The organism is Kosakonia sp. (assembly GCF_032104925.1).
GTDB lineage: Bacteria > Pseudomonadota > Gammaproteobacteria > Enterobacterales > Enterobacteriaceae > Kosakonia.
The window spans coordinates 441,174-456,795 of sequence record NZ_DAMCGF010000004.1 but is presented as its reverse complement, the minus strand read 5'-3'; the positions used below and the strand labels follow the sequence as shown (position 1 = coordinate 456,795).

At 57.5% G+C, this 15,622-nt stretch carries 14 protein-coding genes; 3 read left to right on the top strand and 11 right to left on the bottom strand.

Annotated features, from left to right (window positions below; translation table 11 throughout):
- Positions 1-75: 75 nt before the first annotated feature.
- Positions 76-777: a Bax inhibitor-1 family protein gene (locus tag RT644_RS11405; RefSeq protein ID WP_313626713.1), complete on the top strand. Its 702-nt coding sequence runs from the start codon at positions 76-78 to the stop codon at positions 775-777.
- 4 nt (positions 778-781) lie between these two features.
- Here the strand turns inward: RT644_RS11405 and RT644_RS11400 are convergent, their stop codons facing one another.
- The 3 genes from RT644_RS11400 to RT644_RS11390 are packed head-to-tail and all read right to left on the bottom strand — an operon-like array spanning position 782 to position 3,749.
- Positions 782-1,750 (bottom strand): lysylphosphatidylglycerol synthase domain-containing protein, encoded by a 969-nt coding sequence (locus RT644_RS11400; RefSeq protein ID WP_045514047.1) that lies wholly within the window; start codon positions 1,748-1,750, stop codon positions 782-784.
- Positions 1,747-2,991, bottom strand: coding sequence for a cardiolipin synthase ClsB (gene clsB / locus RT644_RS11395; protein WP_313626712.1), 1,245 nt, complete (start codon positions 2,989-2,991; stop codon positions 1,747-1,749). The genes RT644_RS11400 and clsB overlap by 4 nt, the downstream gene beginning before the upstream one ends.
- Entirely contained in the window at positions 2,988-3,749 is a 762-nt protein-coding gene (locus RT644_RS11390; RefSeq protein WP_020457107.1) for an endonuclease/exonuclease/phosphatase family protein, read from the bottom strand. The genes clsB and RT644_RS11390 overlap by 4 nt, the downstream gene beginning before the upstream one ends.
- Positions 3,750-3,881: 132 nt before the next feature.
- Between RT644_RS11390 and RT644_RS11385 the strand changes: the two genes are divergently transcribed.
- A complete protein-coding gene (locus tag RT644_RS11385) occupies positions 3,882-4,319 on the top strand; it encodes a YbhQ family protein (RefSeq protein WP_313626711.1) in 438 nt (145 codons plus the stop codon).
- Between the two features lie 52 nt (positions 4,320-4,371).
- Here the strand turns inward: RT644_RS11385 and RT644_RS11380 are convergent, their stop codons facing one another.
- The 5 genes from RT644_RS11380 to cecR are packed head-to-tail and all read right to left on the bottom strand — an operon-like array spanning position 4,372 to position 10,012.
- The gene (locus RT644_RS11380) at positions 4,372-5,478 is read right to left on the bottom strand and encodes an ABC transporter permease (RefSeq protein WP_175272647.1); all 1,107 of its coding nucleotides are present in this window, start codon (positions 5,476-5,478) and stop codon (positions 4,372-4,374) included.
- 9 nt (positions 5,479-5,487) lie between these two features.
- Positions 5,488-6,621 (bottom strand): ABC transporter permease, encoded by a 1,134-nt coding sequence (locus RT644_RS11375; RefSeq protein ID WP_313626709.1) that lies wholly within the window; start codon positions 6,619-6,621, stop codon positions 5,488-5,490.
- Positions 6,611-8,350: an ATP-binding cassette domain-containing protein gene (locus tag RT644_RS11370; protein ID WP_313626708.1), complete on the bottom strand. Its 1,740-nt coding sequence runs from the start codon at positions 8,348-8,350 to the stop codon at positions 6,611-6,613. The genes RT644_RS11375 and RT644_RS11370 overlap by 11 nt, the downstream gene beginning before the upstream one ends.
- Positions 8,343-9,338: a secretion protein HlyD gene (hlyD, locus tag RT644_RS11365; RefSeq protein WP_313626753.1), complete on the bottom strand. Its 996-nt coding sequence runs from the start codon at positions 9,336-9,338 to the stop codon at positions 8,343-8,345. The genes RT644_RS11370 and hlyD overlap by 8 nt, the downstream gene beginning before the upstream one ends.
- Positions 9,338-10,012, bottom strand: a complete 675-nt coding sequence (gene cecR / locus RT644_RS11360; protein WP_313626707.1) for a transcriptional regulator CecR — start codon at positions 10,010-10,012, stop codon at positions 9,338-9,340. The genes hlyD and cecR overlap by 1 nt, the downstream gene beginning before the upstream one ends.
- Positions 10,013-10,247: 235 nt before the next feature.
- Here cecR and rhlE point away from each other — a divergent pair, with 235 nt between their 5' ends.
- On the top strand, positions 10,248-11,723 hold the full coding sequence (rhlE, locus tag RT644_RS11355) for an ATP-dependent RNA helicase RhlE (RefSeq protein WP_020457114.1): 1,476 nt from the start codon (positions 10,248-10,250) through the stop codon (positions 11,721-11,723).
- Here rhlE and RT644_RS11350 read toward each other — a convergent pair whose 3' ends face one another.
- From RT644_RS11350 to RT644_RS11340, 3 genes are all read right to left on the bottom strand, one after another.
- Positions 11,724-12,677 (bottom strand): alpha/beta hydrolase, encoded by a 954-nt coding sequence (locus RT644_RS11350; protein ID WP_313626705.1) that lies wholly within the window; start codon positions 12,675-12,677, stop codon positions 11,724-11,726.
- A 65-nt stretch (positions 12,678-12,742) separates the two neighbouring features.
- Entirely contained in the window at positions 12,743-14,134 is a 1,392-nt protein-coding gene (locus RT644_RS11345) for a glycoside hydrolase family 1 protein (protein ID WP_313626703.1), read from the bottom strand.
- A gap of 9 nt (positions 14,135-14,143) precedes the next feature.
- A complete protein-coding gene (locus tag RT644_RS11340; protein ID WP_313626702.1) occupies positions 14,144-15,616 on the bottom strand; it encodes a 6-phospho-beta-glucosidase in 1,473 nt (490 codons plus the stop codon).
- Positions 15,617-15,622: the final 6 nt, after the last annotated feature.

The window sequence follows — 15,622 nt, the reverse complement described above, 5'->3', positions numbered from 1 at the left end:
TATCCCGCTTCACGATCCCGGCATTTGCCGGGATTTTTTTGCCCTGCGGACAGCCGCTATTCAGGGAGGAACCCGGTGAAACCCTTTGGCTGGATCCAGCCTGCACAGGTCGCGCCTGCAGAGCTGATGGTCAATATTTGCTTATGGCTGGCGGCAGGAATGGCGCTGAGTATCGCCACGGCCTGGCTGGTGCTGGATGTCATGGCGATCCGCGCGTTTACCGAACACAGCGCGATTATTGTGCTGCTGTTGATCCTCTGGTTTGTCGCCGCCCTGGTGCTCAACGTTCTTTTTGACCGCTTCAATACCTGGCTGGCGTTAGCCGGTCTGGCGCTGATGAGTATCCTCTCGGGCTTGCTGCTCGCCAGCCTGTTTCCGCTCGCCGGGATTATCGTCCATCTGGCGATTACCGGTGGCATGTATCTGCTTGGCGCAGCAATTGCCCATTTTGCCGGTTCATCCCTGCGCGGCAGCGGTTACTACTGGCTGATGGCGCTGGCGGGTCTGTTGCTGGCGATAGCCGTAAACAGCCTGCGTCACAGCGGTCTGTTACTGTGGTTCGGTAGCATAATGGCGGTGCTGTTCTTTAGCGCCGTGAGCGCATATAAAAGCAAGTCCATCGCCGTAAGCGCGCGCGAGCTCTACGCCCGCGAATTTACCACCGTGCAGAGCAGTGCGATCCGTGGCGCACTGGCTATCTGGCTTGGGGTCATCACCGCGTTTTTCAGAACGCTGGAACTGCTGTCGTACCTCTTACCTGGCACCAGCTCGCGCTAAAAACTTACTGCTGCGCCATCGCTTTTTCGTTTTTCGCCCGCAGCTTTTTCGCCCGGCTCTCCAGCAACAGGTAGCAAACCAGCGCCAGCAGCAGCGGCAGGAAGTAGTAAAGTACGCGGTAGGCGAGCAGGGCGGCGATAATCATGCCTTGTGAAACGTGCTCGCTGGCGAGCAGGGCGATGAACACCGCTTCGAGCACGCCGATCCCCGCCGGAATATGCACAATCACACCCGCGATACTGCTGACCAGCAACACGCCAAGCACGAAGAAGAAATCGGCCTGCATGCCCATCAGCAGCCAGATAATCGCCCCCATGGCAATCCAGTTGGCGCTGGAAATAGCCAACTGCGCAACGGCAAATTTCCACGATGGCAGCACCAGCTTGTGGCCTTTAATCGTCAGATGGCGGCGTTTGGCGAATGCGCAGCCCCACAGGTAAACCGCGATCACCAGCAGTAACACCACGCCGACAATGCGCAACGTCGTGTCGTCGATATACCAGTGCGCCGGGATCTGCACCACGCCGAAGGTAAAAATCACCCCGCCGAGCAAAATGTAGCCCAGCCAGTTGGTGGTAATACTCAGTGAGAAAATGCGGGTAATCGTGCTCCCCGGCAGGCCAAGACGTGAGTAAAGCCGGTAGCGCATACCGATGCCGCCGACCCACGTGCTGAGCGTCAGGTTAAAGGCATAACAGATAAACGACACCAGCATCACCTGGCGTTTTGCCAGCTTGTGCCCGCAGTAAGCACGGCCGAGCAAATCATAGCAGCCGTATAGCAGGTAGCTGATTACCACCAGTGCGACGGCGCTCAGCAGCGCGGTGCGGTTATAGTCGCGAATGACTTTCCAGACATCATCCCAGTTCACTTTTTGTGCATACAGCACCAGCAGTACCACAACAGCAATAAAGAACAGGACCGTGAGGACTCTTTTCGCCAGCCGCCAGCGCGGATGTGAGCGTGATGTCATGGTTTCACCCCTGAGTGCTGCGCTTCAGTCCGATCCTGGGTTTCGATTTCGGGCTGAACGGGCGGCTCCACCTCGGCCAGCCTTGGCGTATGCGCCGGTAGCCAGCCGACCATCGCCGGGAAGTGGCGTAAAAAGTGGAACACCACCACGCTTTTTCCGAGGTTCCACCACGTTCGTTTCGGCGCCATGGACTCATTTACCCGCACGCAGTCGTTATTAATCAGCCCCTGCAAATTGTCGCGTAGCGTCTGGTTAAACACGCGGTCATGAATAATCAGATTGGCTTCAAGGTTGAGCGACAGGCTCAGCGGATCAAGATTGCTGGAGCCGATAGTGGCCCAGTGATCGTCCATCAGCGCCACTTTGCCATGCAGCGGGCGGCGGCGATATTCATACACCTGGACACCACCTTTCAGCAGATAGTTATAAAGCAGCTCCGCACCGACTTTCACAATCGGCATATCTGGTTCACCCTGCACAATCAGTTTTACGCTGACACCACGCCGGGCGGCGCTGCGCATGGCGTGCAACAACCGGTAGCCGGGGAAGAAGTAGGCGTTGGCGATGATCACTTCGCGGCGCGCATTCGCCAGCATTTTCAGGTAGTGGCGTTCAATGTCGTCGCGGTGATCATCGTTGTCGCGCCAGACAAACAGCGCCTGCGCTTCGCCGGGTTTGCGGTTCTCCTCCGGGCGATGGCGGCGTTTGCGCCACCAGCGTTTGACCGGTGCGTTATCCGGCAGGTTCTCCAGTTCAAATTGCAAAATATCCAGCACCACCGGGCCTTCAACCCGCACGGCGTAATCCTGCTTCGCTTCCGGGCCGTAGCTGGTGACGTGCTCTGCCGAGTAGTTAATGCCGCCAACAAACGCCACCGTGTTATCGATTACCACGATTTTGCGGTGCATGCGGCGAAAGAGATTGGTGCGCATGCCGAACAGCCGTGGGCCGGGATCGTAGTAACGGAAAATTACCCCCGCCGAGGTCAGCGCACTGACAAACGGTTCGCTCAGATCCGGCGAACCATAGCCGTCCAGCAGCACTTCGATGCTGATCCCGCGCTGGGCGGCACGCAGCAGCACCTGCTGCAACTTACGTCCAACATCGTCTTCAAACCAGATAAAGGTTTCCAGAATAACGCGCTGTTTTGCATGATCGATGGCGTCAAACAGCGCGGGATAATAGTTATCCCCGTTTTCCAGCAACTGAATGCGATTACCTTCCCGCCAGCTACATTTCATAGATGGATCTCCGCGCTCAGTGGGGCATGATCGGACAAATGACGCCAGTTACGCAGCGGCAACGCGGTCGGTGCGCTGGCGTTCGCGTTTTTCACATAAATACGATCGAGGCGCAGCAGCGGCAGGCTCACCGGAAACGTGCGGGCAGGGCGGCCATGCGCGCGGGTGAAGATCTCCTCCAGCCCGGCCTGCGTTTTTAATGGGTGATTGGCTTTTTGCCGCCAGTCGTTAAAGTCGCCAGCGACCACCACCGGTTCGTTTTCCGGCAGCCCATTGACCCACTCCGCCAGCATGGTCAGTTGTGCCTGGCGGTGCGCTTCCCGCAGCCCGAGGTGGACACAAATCACATGCAACGCATGACCCAGATCCGGCGGCATAATGCGGCAGTAGAGCAGGCCGCGCTTTTCGCTGCCGTCAACGGAGACGTCGCGATTTTCATAATGCTCAATCGGAAAGCGGGAGAGCACCGCATTGCCATGATGTCCTTCCGGGTAAACCGCATTGCGCCCGTAGGCGTAATCGCTCCACATGGTATCGGCAAGGAATTCGTAATGGGTGGTGTCCGGCCAGTTTTCCACATGCAACGGGTGAACTTCATGCGCGCCCATCACCTCTTGCAGGCAGACGATGTCGGCGCTAACGGTACGCACCGCGTCGCGCAGCTCGGGCAAAATAAAGCGGCGGTTAAACGCGGTGAAGCCTTTATGGGTATTGATGGTGAGCACTTTTAATGAAAAATTTCGCGCGTGTTGGGTCATAACTCTCCTGCCAGCGTCACTCTCCTCGTGAAAATAAATTGTAGTCCCTGTCACAAAAAAGGGCGGGGTTACGGAATTTTCCGTAAATACGAGTACGCTTCATACAGATAAAAATTCTCCAGGAGAGAAACCATGAAGTGGCAACAACGTGTTCGTGTCGCGACTGGCCTGAGTTGCTGGCAGATTATGTTGCACGTACTGATTGTAACGCTGCTGGTGATGGGCTGGATGAGCGGCACGCTGGTGCGTGTTGGCTTAGGGCTTTGCGTGCTGTATGGCATCTCCGTGCTGCTGATGCTGTTTCTCCAGCGCCACCATGAAGCGCGCTGGCGCGAGTTCGGCGATGTGCTGGAGGAGCTGACCACCACCTGGTATTTTGGCGCGTCGCTGATTGTTATCTGGCTGCTCTCCCGCGTATTGCAAAATAACTATTTACTGGCGGTTGTCGGGCTGGCGATCCTCGCGGGACCAGCGGTGGTGTCGCTGCTGACCAAAGAGAGAAAACTGCCTGCTAAATCTTTCGGCCTGCATCAACGCGGTAACGCAACCAACTCTCACGATCACCGCTAAGCAGTCAAACAGACGGGCAAGCAAACCTGCCCGTACATAAGCTGAAAACCCGTCACATGATTTTGCGCCTGAATAGCGCATACGCCGCTGAACCGGTGGTCGCCGCAATCACCAGCAGCGGCCACAAACTTTGCCAGACAATGGTAAAGCTGGCGTCCTTCAGGTAAATCTGCTTGGTAATATCGGTAAAGTGGCGAATTGGATTCGCCCAGGTGAGATCCTGCAACCAGACAGGCATATTCTCCACCGGTGACACATAACCGGAGAGCAAAATCGCTGGCATCATAAAGACAAACACGCCAATAAACGCCTGCTGCTGGGTTGAACAGAGCGACGAAATCAGCAAGCCAAAACCCACCAGCGACAAGCCATACACCAGCATGGTGAAATAGAACAGCAGCAGCGAACCGGCGAAGGGGATTTTGTACGCCAGAATACCCACGCCGAGCACAATCGTTGCCTGGAACGTGGCGACAATCAGCGCGGGCACCGCTTTACCGACAAAGATTTGCCACGTCGCCAGCGGTGAAACCAGCAATTGATCGAGCGTGCCTTGCTCGCGTTCACGCGCCACCGACAGCGAGGTAACAATCATCACGCCGATGGTGGTAATCATCGCAATCAGCGACGGCACCACAAACCATTTGTAATCAAGATTCGGGTTATACCAGTTGCGTACCACCAGTTCGCTGTTGTTCGGTTTTTCCCGTCCGCTGAGCAGTTCCTGTTGATAGTCCTTAACGATCTGCTGCAAATAATTGGCGGCAATTTGCGCGCTGTTCGAGTTACGCCCGTCCAGAATCAACTGCATCGGCGCGGTAACGCCGCTGTCGAGATTGCGCGAGAAATCCGCCGGGAAGCGCACCAGCAACAGCGCTTTTTGCGTGTCGATAGTGGGGCGAATTTCTTGCGGGCTGTTCAGCAGTAACACATGGGTAAAGGCTTTCGCGCGGGCAAAACGCTGGGTCAGTTCGACGGCGTGTTTGCCGTTATCTTCGTTATAGATGGCGATGGTGGCGTTGGTCACTTCCAGCGTGGCGGCGAAAGGAAACAGCAGCACCTGAATCAGCACCGGCAGGATCAAAATGGCGCGGGTTTGCGGCTCGCGCAGCAGCGATTGCAACTCTTTGCGGATAAGCGTCAGTAAACGGTAAAACATGGCTTTTCCTTAATCCAGTCTGCGTTTGGTTTTCAGCCACGTCAGGCCAATAAACATCACCGCCGAGGCGATTAAAAACAGCACATTCACCAGCAGTACCACCGGGATATTGCCCGCCAGAAACAGGCTTTGCAGGGTGCTGACAAAGTAGCGAGCCGGAATAATGTACGTCACCACGCGGATAATCGCGGGCATGCTGTCTATCTGGAAAATAAAACCGGACAGCATAATCGACGGTAAAAACGCGGCGTTAAGCGCCACCTGCGCGGCGTTAAATTGATTGCGTGTGACGGTAGAAATCAACAGCCCCATGCCTAAGGTGCTGAGCAAAAACAGGCTGGTAATCAAAAAGAGGATCAGCAGCGAGCCGCGATACGGCACGCCGAGAATAAATACCGACACCAGCATGCACAGCCCCATCGCCAGCATGCCAAGAAAGTAATAGGGAATGAGTTTGCACAGCAGCAGTTCCGCGCGGGTGATTTCGGTGGAGAGCAGCGCTTCCATGGTGCCACGCTCCCACTCGCGTGCCACCACCAGCGAGGTGAGGATAGCGCCAATCACCGTCATGATAATGGTCACCGCACCAGGGATAATGAAATGCTGGCTGATAGCCGCCGGGTTAAACCAGTAGCGCGTTTGCACATCGATCAAAGGCTTAAAGGTCTGCCCGCTGTCTTCCGCGCGTTGCTGCTGCCAGAGTTGCCAGATGCCTTCGACATACCCCTGCACAAAGTTAGCGGTGTTCGGTTCGCTGCCATCGGTTATCACCTGCACCGGCGCGCTGTCGCCAGGGCGCGCCATCTGCGCGGCGAAGTTCACCGGGATCACCACCAGCCCGCGAATGCGCCCGGCCTGCATCATCTGAATCAGCAACTGGCGGTTATCGCTGATGGTGGCATCAATATAGGGCGAACCGGTCAGCGTATGGGTAAAATCGAGCGCCTCTTCGCTGTGCTGTTCAAGCAGTACGCCTACGCGCAGTTTGCTGGAATCGAGATTAATACCGTAACCGAAAATAAACAGCAGCAGCAGCGGGATCACCACCGCAATCAGCCAGCTACTCGGGTCACGCACAATCTGGCGCGTCTCTTTGACGCATAACGCGCGTACGCGCCGCCAGGAGAGGGCTTTAACGCTCATCGTTGTGCTCCTTATCCCAGTTATGGATAAGCGTAATAAATGCGTGTTCCATTGTCGGGTCCGGGTGATCCGCATCGGCGGTTTGCGCCTTCAGCGCATCCGGCGTGCCGCTGGCAATTAACTTCCCGCGGTAGACCAGCCCAATGCGATCGCAATACTCCGCTTCATCCATAAAGTGGGTGGTCACCATTACGGTGACGCCTTTTTCCACCATGCTGTTGATATGCAGCCAGAACTCGCGCCGCGTCAGCGGATCGACACCGGAGGTGGGCTCATCCAGAAACAAAATGTCCGGCTCATGCATCAGCGAGCAGGCCAGCGCCAGCCGCTGCTTAAAGCCGAGCGGTAGTTCATCGGTGGCATGACTGGCGATACTTTTCAGCCCGAAAGCCTCGCTCATGCGGTCGATTTTCTCGTTCTGCGGCCGCCCGCGCAGGCCGTAGACGCCGGAAAAGAAGCGCAGGTTTTGTTCGACCGTCAGGTTGCCGTACAGGGAGAACTTCTGCGCCATATACCCCAGATGCTGGCGCGCTTTGCCGGAGCTGACTTTCAGATCCATATTCAGCACCAGCGCCTGGCCATCCGTCGGCACCAGCAAACCGCACATCATTTTGAAGGTAGTGGATTTCCCCGCGCCGTTCGGGCCGAGCAGGCCAAAAATCTCCCCGCGTTTGACGGCGAAATTGACATTATCGGTGGCGGCGAAATCGCCAAACTTTTTGGTCAGCGATTTGGCTTCAATTACCGTCTCTTCCGCGCTGCCTTCCACCGTATGCAGAATCGCCCCCAGTGGCGATTCGGAAGTGCCCGCGCCGCCAAGCAGGTCGATAAAAGCATCTTCAAAGCGCGGCGCGGTCTCCTCGATCTCCAGAGCGGGCATCTTTTCTGCATGCCGCAGATCCTCGGGCTGCGCCCCTTTTTTCAGGATCATACGCACCGAGCGGCCCTGGATCATGCCGTCGCTGACCTGCGGCTGCCGCAGGATACGCCGCAGCAGACGGCGGTTGTTCTCCTCTGAACTGGTGACGAGGAAGCTGCGCCCGGCCATGGTTTGCGTCAGTGCTTTCGGTTCGCCCTGATACAGCAGTTCGCCTTCGTTCATCAGCAACACATCGCGGCACTGCTCGGCTTCATCAAGATAAGAGGTGCTCCAGAGGATCAGCATGCCGTCGCCGGCCAGTTCATGCACCATCTGCCACAGTTCGCGACGGGAAATCGGATCGACACCGACACCCGGCTCATCCAGCAACAGCACTTTCGGTTCGCCGACCAGCGTACAGGCCAGCCCCAGCTTCTGTTTCATGCCGCCGGAGAGTTTCCCGGCCAGCCGCCCGGTAAACGGGGCGAGGGCGGTGAACTCCAGCAGCCGCGCAAACGTCTGACGGCGCTGCTCGCCGGTAACGCTGCGCAAATCGGCATACAGATTGAGGTTTTCCATGACCGTCAAATCTTCATACAGGCCAAACTTCTGCGGCATATAGCCGAGCATGGCATGCAGTTCGCTGTCATTGGCGATGGGGTCGAGGCCCATGACGCGCGCGCTGCCTTCATCCGGGCGCATCAGCCCGGCAAGGATGCGCATCAGCGTGGTTTTTCCGGCGCCATCCGGCCCGACAAGGCCGGTGACATATCCCGCTTTGATCTCACAATCCAGCCGCGCGACGGCGGGTTTTTCCATTCCGGCAAAGCGCTTTACTAACCCGCGCAGATGGATAGCCGCGTCATTCATGGCGCGCCTCGCCGCTAAAGCGCAGCGTAACAGGCATCCCCTGGCGCAGGCTGTCATCGGCATCGGTCACAATAATGCGCAGGCGATAGACCAGATCGGTACGCAAATCCGGGGTTTCGACGGTTTTTGGCGTGAATTCGGCGGTGGGTGAAACAAAGCCAATTTTGCCGTGATAAGGCTTATCCGGGCGGCCATCGGTATACAGCAAAACCTCTTGCCCCGGCTGTGCCTGGTGCAAATTGCGTTCACCCACGTAGGCGCGAACCCATACCGGGCGGGTCAAGGAGAGGGTTAATACAGTGCTTCCGGCGCTGAGCATGCTGCCGGGTTCGACAGCGCGCGTCAGCACGGTGCCGTTACTCGGCGCGATAAGCGTGGTGTCATGCAGATCCAGTTGCGCCTGTGCCAGCGCGGCTTCGGCTTGTTCCAGGCTGGCTTTTGCCTGGGCGATTTCCTGCGGGCGATTACCGGCGCGGTACTGGCTCAGTTTATCTTGTGCCGATTTCAGCGTTGCCTGGGCCTGATCCCGTGAGGAGCGGGCATTTTCCAGGTCGTTTGCCGAAATCGCCCGGCTTTTCATCAGTCCCTGCTGGCGCTGAAAGAAGTTCTGCGCGTAATCATATGCCGCTTGTGCCTGACGCACGGCGGCGACGGCCTGGGCTATCTCTTCATCACGGTAACCGGCAGTCGCCAGCGAGTATTTTGCCTGTGCCGTTGCGACATTGGCTTGTGCCTGCAACAGCGCGTTTTCATAGGGTGCTTTATCTATTTCGCCAAGTGTTTGCCCGGCGCTTATCGCATCCCCTTCATCCACGTTCAGCGCAGAGAGCCGCCCGCCAACGCGGAAACTTAAATTCACCGTGCGAATGTCGACATTCCCGTACAGGGTGAGCGTGCGGTCTTGTTTGCTTTGATACCACATCCAGCCGCCGCCCAGCGCGGCCAGTACCAACACAACTATCACTACCACGACGATGGGTTTTTTCATCACGTTGAACTCCTGTTCGTTAATCCTTGCAAGATAAGATCGATATGACAGGTGATGACCTGATAAATCTGTGTCGCTTTCTCTTCATCAAACTGCGTCCATCCGGCGCGCAGCAAGATGGTTTCCCGCCCGAGGCGAAAGGCGAGGATCTGGCCGATAAGCGCATGGGTATGAATAATGGTTTGCGTATCTTTGGCGTCGCGCCCGGTGTAGGCGGCGAGCAGTGCCGTAAAGTGGCTGTGCAGCGGCGCAATCACCTGTTCATGCACCAACTGGTAAGCGCGCGTCGGCGAGAGCTGTTCGCGGGAGATAAATTTGCTCAGGTTGAGCGTCTCGTCATGAGTGAGCAGCACAATCATGTTTTTACAGGCGCGGTGGATAAGCTCGCGAATGGCGGCTTTATCCGGCACGGGCTGGGCGAACAGCTCTTCGGCGGCCTGCACATGAGGGCGAAAATTGTCGCTGATAAAATCGGCGATCCACTGCGCGCAGGCGAGATATAAATCCTCTTTTGAGCCAAAATAGTAAGTGATCGCGGCGATGTTCTGCCCGGCTTGTGCGGCGATATCCCGCGTGGTGGCATGCAAGCCATATTCACCAAACTGTGCCAGCGCGGCGGCAATCAGCTGGTTTCGGGCCTGTTCGCCCCGGCTGGTGGTCGGTGTTGTATGCATGGCGGTGATGAAAGTTAATCAATCGATTGATTAACTTTATGGCTAAATTTTAGGCTTGTCCAGTTAGCGGTGCGTTAATATCACGCATTCCGTACCCGGAGGGATATTTTATGCGTGTGATCACAAAAGCTGATACACTCCGCCCCTTCATGACATTGTGGTTTTTGTCATCAGCCAAATTATTATCTCCTCGAAAACTACACCTGTTCACAGGTCGGGGCGGTGTGGAGTTGTTATGTCTTTTGATGCCCTTGGCCTGAACCCGGAAATCCTGCGCGCTGTTGCCGAGCAGGGTTATCTTCAGCCGACCCCTATTCAGCAGCAGGCTATCCCGGCGGTGCTGCAAGGCCGCGATCTGATGGCGAGCGCCCAGACCGGCACCGGTAAAACTGCCGGTTTTACGCTGCCGCTGTTGCAACGCCTGATTCAAAACGAGCCGCACGCCAAAGGCCGTCGCCCGATCCGGGCGCTGATCTTAACGCCAACCCGTGAGCTGGCGGCGCAGGTGGGTGAAAACGTTCAGGAGTACAGCAAATACCTGAATATCCGCTCGCTGGTGGTATTCGGCGGCGTGAGCATTAACCCGCAGATGATGAAGCTGCGCGGCGGCGTTGACATCCTGGTGGCGACACCGGGGCGCCTGCTGGATCTGGAACACCAGAACGCGCTGAAACTCGATAGCGTGGAAATTCTGGTGCTCGACGAAGCCGACCGCATGCTGGATATGGGCTTTATTCACGATATTCGCCGCGTGCTGGCAAAACTGCCGCCGAAGCGTCAGAACCTGCTGTTCTCCGCGACCTTCTCTGATGAGATCAAACAGCTGGCGGAAAAGCTGCTGCGTAATCCACTGGAAATCGAAGTGGCGCGCCGCAACACCGCTTCTGAGCAGGTGACGCAGCATGTGCATTTCGTCGATAAAAAACGCAAACGGGAACTGCTGTCGCAGATGATTGGCGAGGGCAACTGGCAGCAGGTGCTGGTCTTCACCCGCACGAAACACGGCGCTAACCACCTGGCGGAGCAGCTTAATAAAGACGGCATCACCAGCGCGGCGATCCACGGCAATAAGAGCCAGGGGGCGCGTACGCGTGCGCTGGCGGATTTCAAATCTGGCGACATTCGTGTGCTGGTGGCGACCGACATCGCGGCGCGTGGGCTCGACATTGAAGAGTTGCCGCATGTGGTGAACTACGAACTGCCGAACGTGCCGGAAGATTACGTGCACCGTATTGGCCGTACCGGCCGGGCAGCGGCGACCGGCGAAGCGCTGTCGCTAGTATGCGTGGACGAACATAAATTGCTGCGCGATATCGAACGCCTGCTGAAAAAAGAGATCCCGCGCATTGCGCTGGCAGGCTATGAGCCGGATCCGTCGATCAAAGCCGAGCCGATTCAGAATGGTCGCGGCCAGGGCGGCGGTCGTCAGGGCAGTGGACGCGGGCAGGGCGGCGGTGGCCGTGGTCAGTCTGCGCCGCGCCGCAGTGAAGGCGAAGGACAAAAACCGCGCTCCCCGCGCCGCGCCGAAGGTGGCGCTGCGAAGCAGGAGGGGGGACGCCGTGCTGAAGGCGGTGCGAAGCCGGCCGGTGGTCGTCGTCTGGATGGCGGAGCCGCTAAACCGGCAGGTGGACGCCGTCTTGATGGCGGTGCGGCACCGGCGGGCAATCCGTCTCGCCGTCGTCGCCCGCGTAAGCCTTCTGCCGCCGAGTAATTAGCAGTTAAAACGCGCCAGCCAGTTCTGGCGCGTCTCTCTGGCCCGCTGTGCGATGCTCGCCTGCGGGTCGGAATTAAAACCGTGATACGCCCCCGGCCAGACATTCAACTCCACCGCGACTCCCGCACGTATTAACCGCTGCGCATACGCCATATCTTCATCAAGAAACAGATCCAGCGTGCCAACGCCTATCCAGGTCGGCGGTAGCCCTGCCAGGTCATCGGCGCGCGCCGGAGCGGCATACGGCGATACGTCAACGCTCCCGGGTTCACACCCAAGCAGCGCACGCCAGCCAAACGCATTGTTTTCCCGCGTCCAGATAAATTCGCCCGTCACCGGGTTTCGTTCCGTCTCCACCACCGTACGATCATCGAGCATCGGGAACATCAGGTTCTGAAACGCCAGTTGCGGCCCTTTGCGATCGCGCGCCAGCAGCGCCAGAGCGGCGGCAACACCCGCGCCGGCGCTGTCGCCCATCAGGCCGATATTGTTGGCATCGATGCCTAATTGCGCCGCGTTTTCCGCCATCCACACCAGCGCGGAATAGCCGTCATTAAGCGAACCGGGAAAGCGGTGCTCCGGCGACAAGCGGTAATCGACAGAGACGATAACGCAGTCATGCCGCGCGGCTGTCGGGCGGGTGAGCGACAAAGATTGTTCGGGGCTGCCAAACAGATGACCGCCGCCGTGCAGATGCAAAATCCCCATCCGGTTGGTGCGACGTATCGTTGGCGTGATCACGCGCACGCGCACGGCGGGTTCACCGTGGGCACCCGCAATGTGCTGTTCGTGCATCGCCAGTGAAAGCCCATCATCAAGATGCATGGCCTGCAGCGCGGCTTGCTGGCGCTGCTCGCGTATGGCGGGAAGGGCGTCGGCGTTCAGCGTGGAAGGTGTCCAGGATTGCAGGGCGGGGCGAAGCTCGGGGTCAACCAGATGCCATGTACTCATGCGTAAACCTTTATCGTCAACAGGCCAAAATAAGAGAAGCGCCGCAGCGCTTCCCGGTTTTAACCTTACAGCACTTCGCCATTGCTGGCGATAACCTGTTGATACCAGGCAAAACTCTTCTTCTTACTGCGCGTGAGCGTACCGCGGCCGTCGTTGTCCTTGTCGACATAGATAAAGCCGTAGCGTTTTTTCATCTCACCCGTCCCGGCGCTAACAATGTCGATTGGCCCCCACCACGTGTAGCCCATAATGTCGCAGCCATCGTCAATCGCTTCCGCCATGGCCTGGATATGGCGACGGCCATAATCAATGCGGGCGTCATCGTTAATTTGCCCGCTGGCGTCCGGTTCATCCACGCCGCCATAACCGTTTTCAACAACGAACAGTGGCTTACGGTAGCGATCCGCCAGCTCGTTACAGACGATGCGAAAACCTTGCGGGTCAATCGGCCAGCCCCATTCGGTTTTCTCCAGATATGGGTTGTCCAGCCCGGCCGTGCCGCCGGTATCAATGCGGAACTGGCCGCCTGCCTGGTGCAGCACGCTGCGGTAGTAGCTAAAGCCGAGGTAGTCCGAAGGGTACTCTGCCAGCAGTTGCAGGTCGCCATCGGCTATCTCCAGCTTGACGCCCAGTTCGCGGAACAGACGCGGCGCATACGCCGGGTATTGCCCGAGCATCATCACATCCGAGAAGAACAGCGAACGGCGGCGTAACTGCATGGTCGAGAAGATGTCTTGCGGGTTGCTGGTTGCCGGGTAGACGGTGCTCAGCGACAACATGCAGCCGATTTTCGCCTCAGGGATGATCTCGTGGCACAACTTGTTGGCCAGCGCGTTAGCGACAAACTGGTGATGATTGGCCTGCCAGATCGCCTGCGCACCGGCATCGGCATCCACCGCGCCGGTGGCGAACGGCATGCGGTTCATGTTGTTCAGCTCGTTGAAGGTCATCCAGTATTTGACCTTGCCTTTGTAGCGGCGAAATACCGTTTCGCAGTAGCGGCTAAGAAAGTCAATCAACTGGCGGTTTTTCCAGCCGCCATACTCCTGATACAGCGCCAGCGGCGTTTCGTAGTGCGAGAGGGTGATAACCGGCTCAATGCCATACTTTCGCAGCTCATCGAACAGCGAATCATAAAATGCTAAACCGGCTTCGTTGGGTGTGGTTTCATCGCCGCGCGGGAAAATGCGCGACCAGGCAATCGAGGTGCGAAAGCACGTAAAACCCATCTCGGCGAACAGCGCCACGTCCTCTTTGTAGCGGTGGTAAAAGTCCACCGCGTCGTGGCTGGCATAGTAAAGGTTGGGGTCAATCACCGCATCGTGTTTGCCGGAGGCGATACCGCCGCGTACCACATCGGCGATGGACGGCCCTTTGCCGTCTTCATTCCACGCCCCTTCCGCCTGGTTGGCGGCAATCGCGCCGCCCCATAAGAAACCTTTTGGAAAAACAGACATATCTACTCCTTAATCGGCTAAGTCTTCGCCGTTCGAGGCGATCAGTTTTTTATACCAGTGGTAGCTTTTCTTCAGCGAACGCGCCTGCGTGCCGTTGCCCATATCGTCCTGGTCGACATAGATAAAGCCGTAGCGTTTGGAGATTTGCGCCGTGCCCGCGCTGACCACATCAATGGGTCCCCACCAGGTATAACCGAACAGATCCACGCCATCGGCGATGGCCTCTTTCATCTGCTCAACGTGCTGGCGCAGATAATCGATGCGGTAATCGTCATCGATGGAACCATCCGGGTTAACGGTGTCCACCGCGCCAAGGCCGTTTTCGGCAATGAACAGCGGCTTCTGGTAACGGTCATAGAGCTGATTGAGTGCCAGGCGCAGCCCTTTTGGATCGATTTGCCAGCCCCACTGACTGGTGGGCAGATACGGGTTGCGGATGCCGCCAGTGACCAGGTTGCCTTCTGTGCCTTCCAGCGTTTCCGGGTGTGCGCTGACGGTGCTCGACATATAGTAACTAAAGGAGACGAAATCGACCGGGTGCTGGCGCAGGATCTCGTCATCGCCGACCACTTTTTGCAGCGTCACGCCTTTTTCGGCCAGCATGCGGTCGGTGTAGGCAGGGTAATAACCGTGCGCCTGCACATCGCTAAAGAACAGCGACACGCGCTGCATCTCTTCACACGCCTGCAAATCATCCGGATGGCAGGTGTGCGGGTAGAGCATCTGGTAGCTGATCATGCAGCCGACCTGCGAGCCGGGAATTATGCTGTGGCAGGCTTTGGTCGCAAGGGCACTGGCGACAAACTGGTGATGCGCGCCCTGGTATTTATCCTGCTCCAGATGCGGGTTGTCCTCTTCGATCACCCCCACGCTGACATACGGGTGATGTTTCACGCAGTTGATCTCGTTAAACGTCATCCAGTACTTCACTTTCTTGCGATAGCGGGTGAATACAGTGGTGGCGAAACGCACATAGAAATCCACCAGTTGGCGGTTCGGCCAGCCGCCGTAATCGGTCACCAGCGCCAGCGGCATTTCATAGTGCGAGAGCGAAACAATCGGCTCGATACCATGCGCCAGCAGCGTGTCGAACACCTCATCGTAAAATTTCAGTCCCGCTTCGTTGGGCGTGGTTTCATCGCCGCGCGGGAAGATGCGCGTCCAGGCGATCGACATGCGGAAGCATTTAAAACCCATGCCGGCGAACAGCGCGATATCCTCTTTAAAACGGTGGTAAAAGTCGTTGCCCTTGCGCTTCGGATAATATTTTTTGCTGTGCGGATCCTGTGCTTCCCGTATTTGCGCGTGCGTCATGCCCAGCCACTGATCGAGCCAGCGCTCACGCGGCGTGTTGCTATCAAAAGTGTAAACATCCGACACGGAAAGCCCTTTGCCGCCTACATTCCACGCGCCTTCCAGTTGGTTAGCAGCGGTTGCGCCACCCCATAAAAACCCTTCCGGAAATGCTTTCGAAAATGCCATGCCTCT

What these genes read in the sequence shown, in the direction of transcription:
- cecR (WP_313626707.1), bottom strand. Translation starts at nt 10,012, where the DNA reads ATGCATACAACACCGACCACCAGCCGGGGCGAACAGGCCCGAAACCAG.
- RT644_RS11390 (WP_020457107.1), bottom strand. Translation starts at nt 3,749, where the DNA reads ATGACCCAACACGCGCGAAATTTTTCATTAAAAGTGCTCACCATCAAT.
- RT644_RS11375 (WP_313626709.1), bottom strand. Translation starts at nt 6,621, where the DNA reads ATGAGCGTTAAAGCCCTCTCCTGGCGGCGCGTACGCGCGTTATGCGTC.
- hlyD (WP_313626753.1), bottom strand. Translation starts at nt 9,338, where the DNA reads ATGAAAAAACCCATCGTCGTGGTAGTGATAGTTGTGTTGGTACTGGCC.
- RT644_RS11350 (WP_313626705.1), bottom strand. Translation starts at nt 12,677, where the DNA reads ATGAGTACATGGCATCTGGTTGACCCCGAGCTTCGCCCCGCCCTGCAA.
- RT644_RS11380 (WP_175272647.1), bottom strand. Translation starts at nt 5,478, where the DNA reads ATGTTTTACCGTTTACTGACGCTTATCCGCAAAGAGTTGCAATCGCTG.
- rhlE (WP_020457114.1), top strand. Translation starts at nt 10,248, where the DNA reads ATGTCTTTTGATGCCCTTGGCCTGAACCCGGAAATCCTGCGCGCTGTT.
- RT644_RS11400 (WP_045514047.1), bottom strand. Translation starts at nt 1,750, where the DNA reads ATGACATCACGCTCACATCCGCGCTGGCGGCTGGCGAAAAGAGTCCTC.
- RT644_RS11370 (WP_313626708.1), bottom strand. Translation starts at nt 8,350, where the DNA reads ATGAATGACGCGGCTATCCATCTGCGCGGGTTAGTAAAGCGCTTTGCC.
- RT644_RS11340 (WP_313626702.1), bottom strand. Translation starts at nt 15,616, where the DNA reads ATGGCATTTTCGAAAGCATTTCCGGAAGGGTTTTTATGGGGTGGCGCA.
- RT644_RS11385 (WP_313626711.1), top strand. Translation starts at nt 3,882, where the DNA reads ATGAAGTGGCAACAACGTGTTCGTGTCGCGACTGGCCTGAGTTGCTGG.
- RT644_RS11345 (WP_313626703.1), bottom strand. Translation starts at nt 14,134, where the DNA reads ATGTCTGTTTTTCCAAAAGGTTTCTTATGGGGCGGCGCGATTGCCGCC.
- clsB (WP_313626712.1), bottom strand. Translation starts at nt 2,991, where the DNA reads ATGAAATGTAGCTGGCGGGAAGGTAATCGCATTCAGTTGCTGGAAAAC.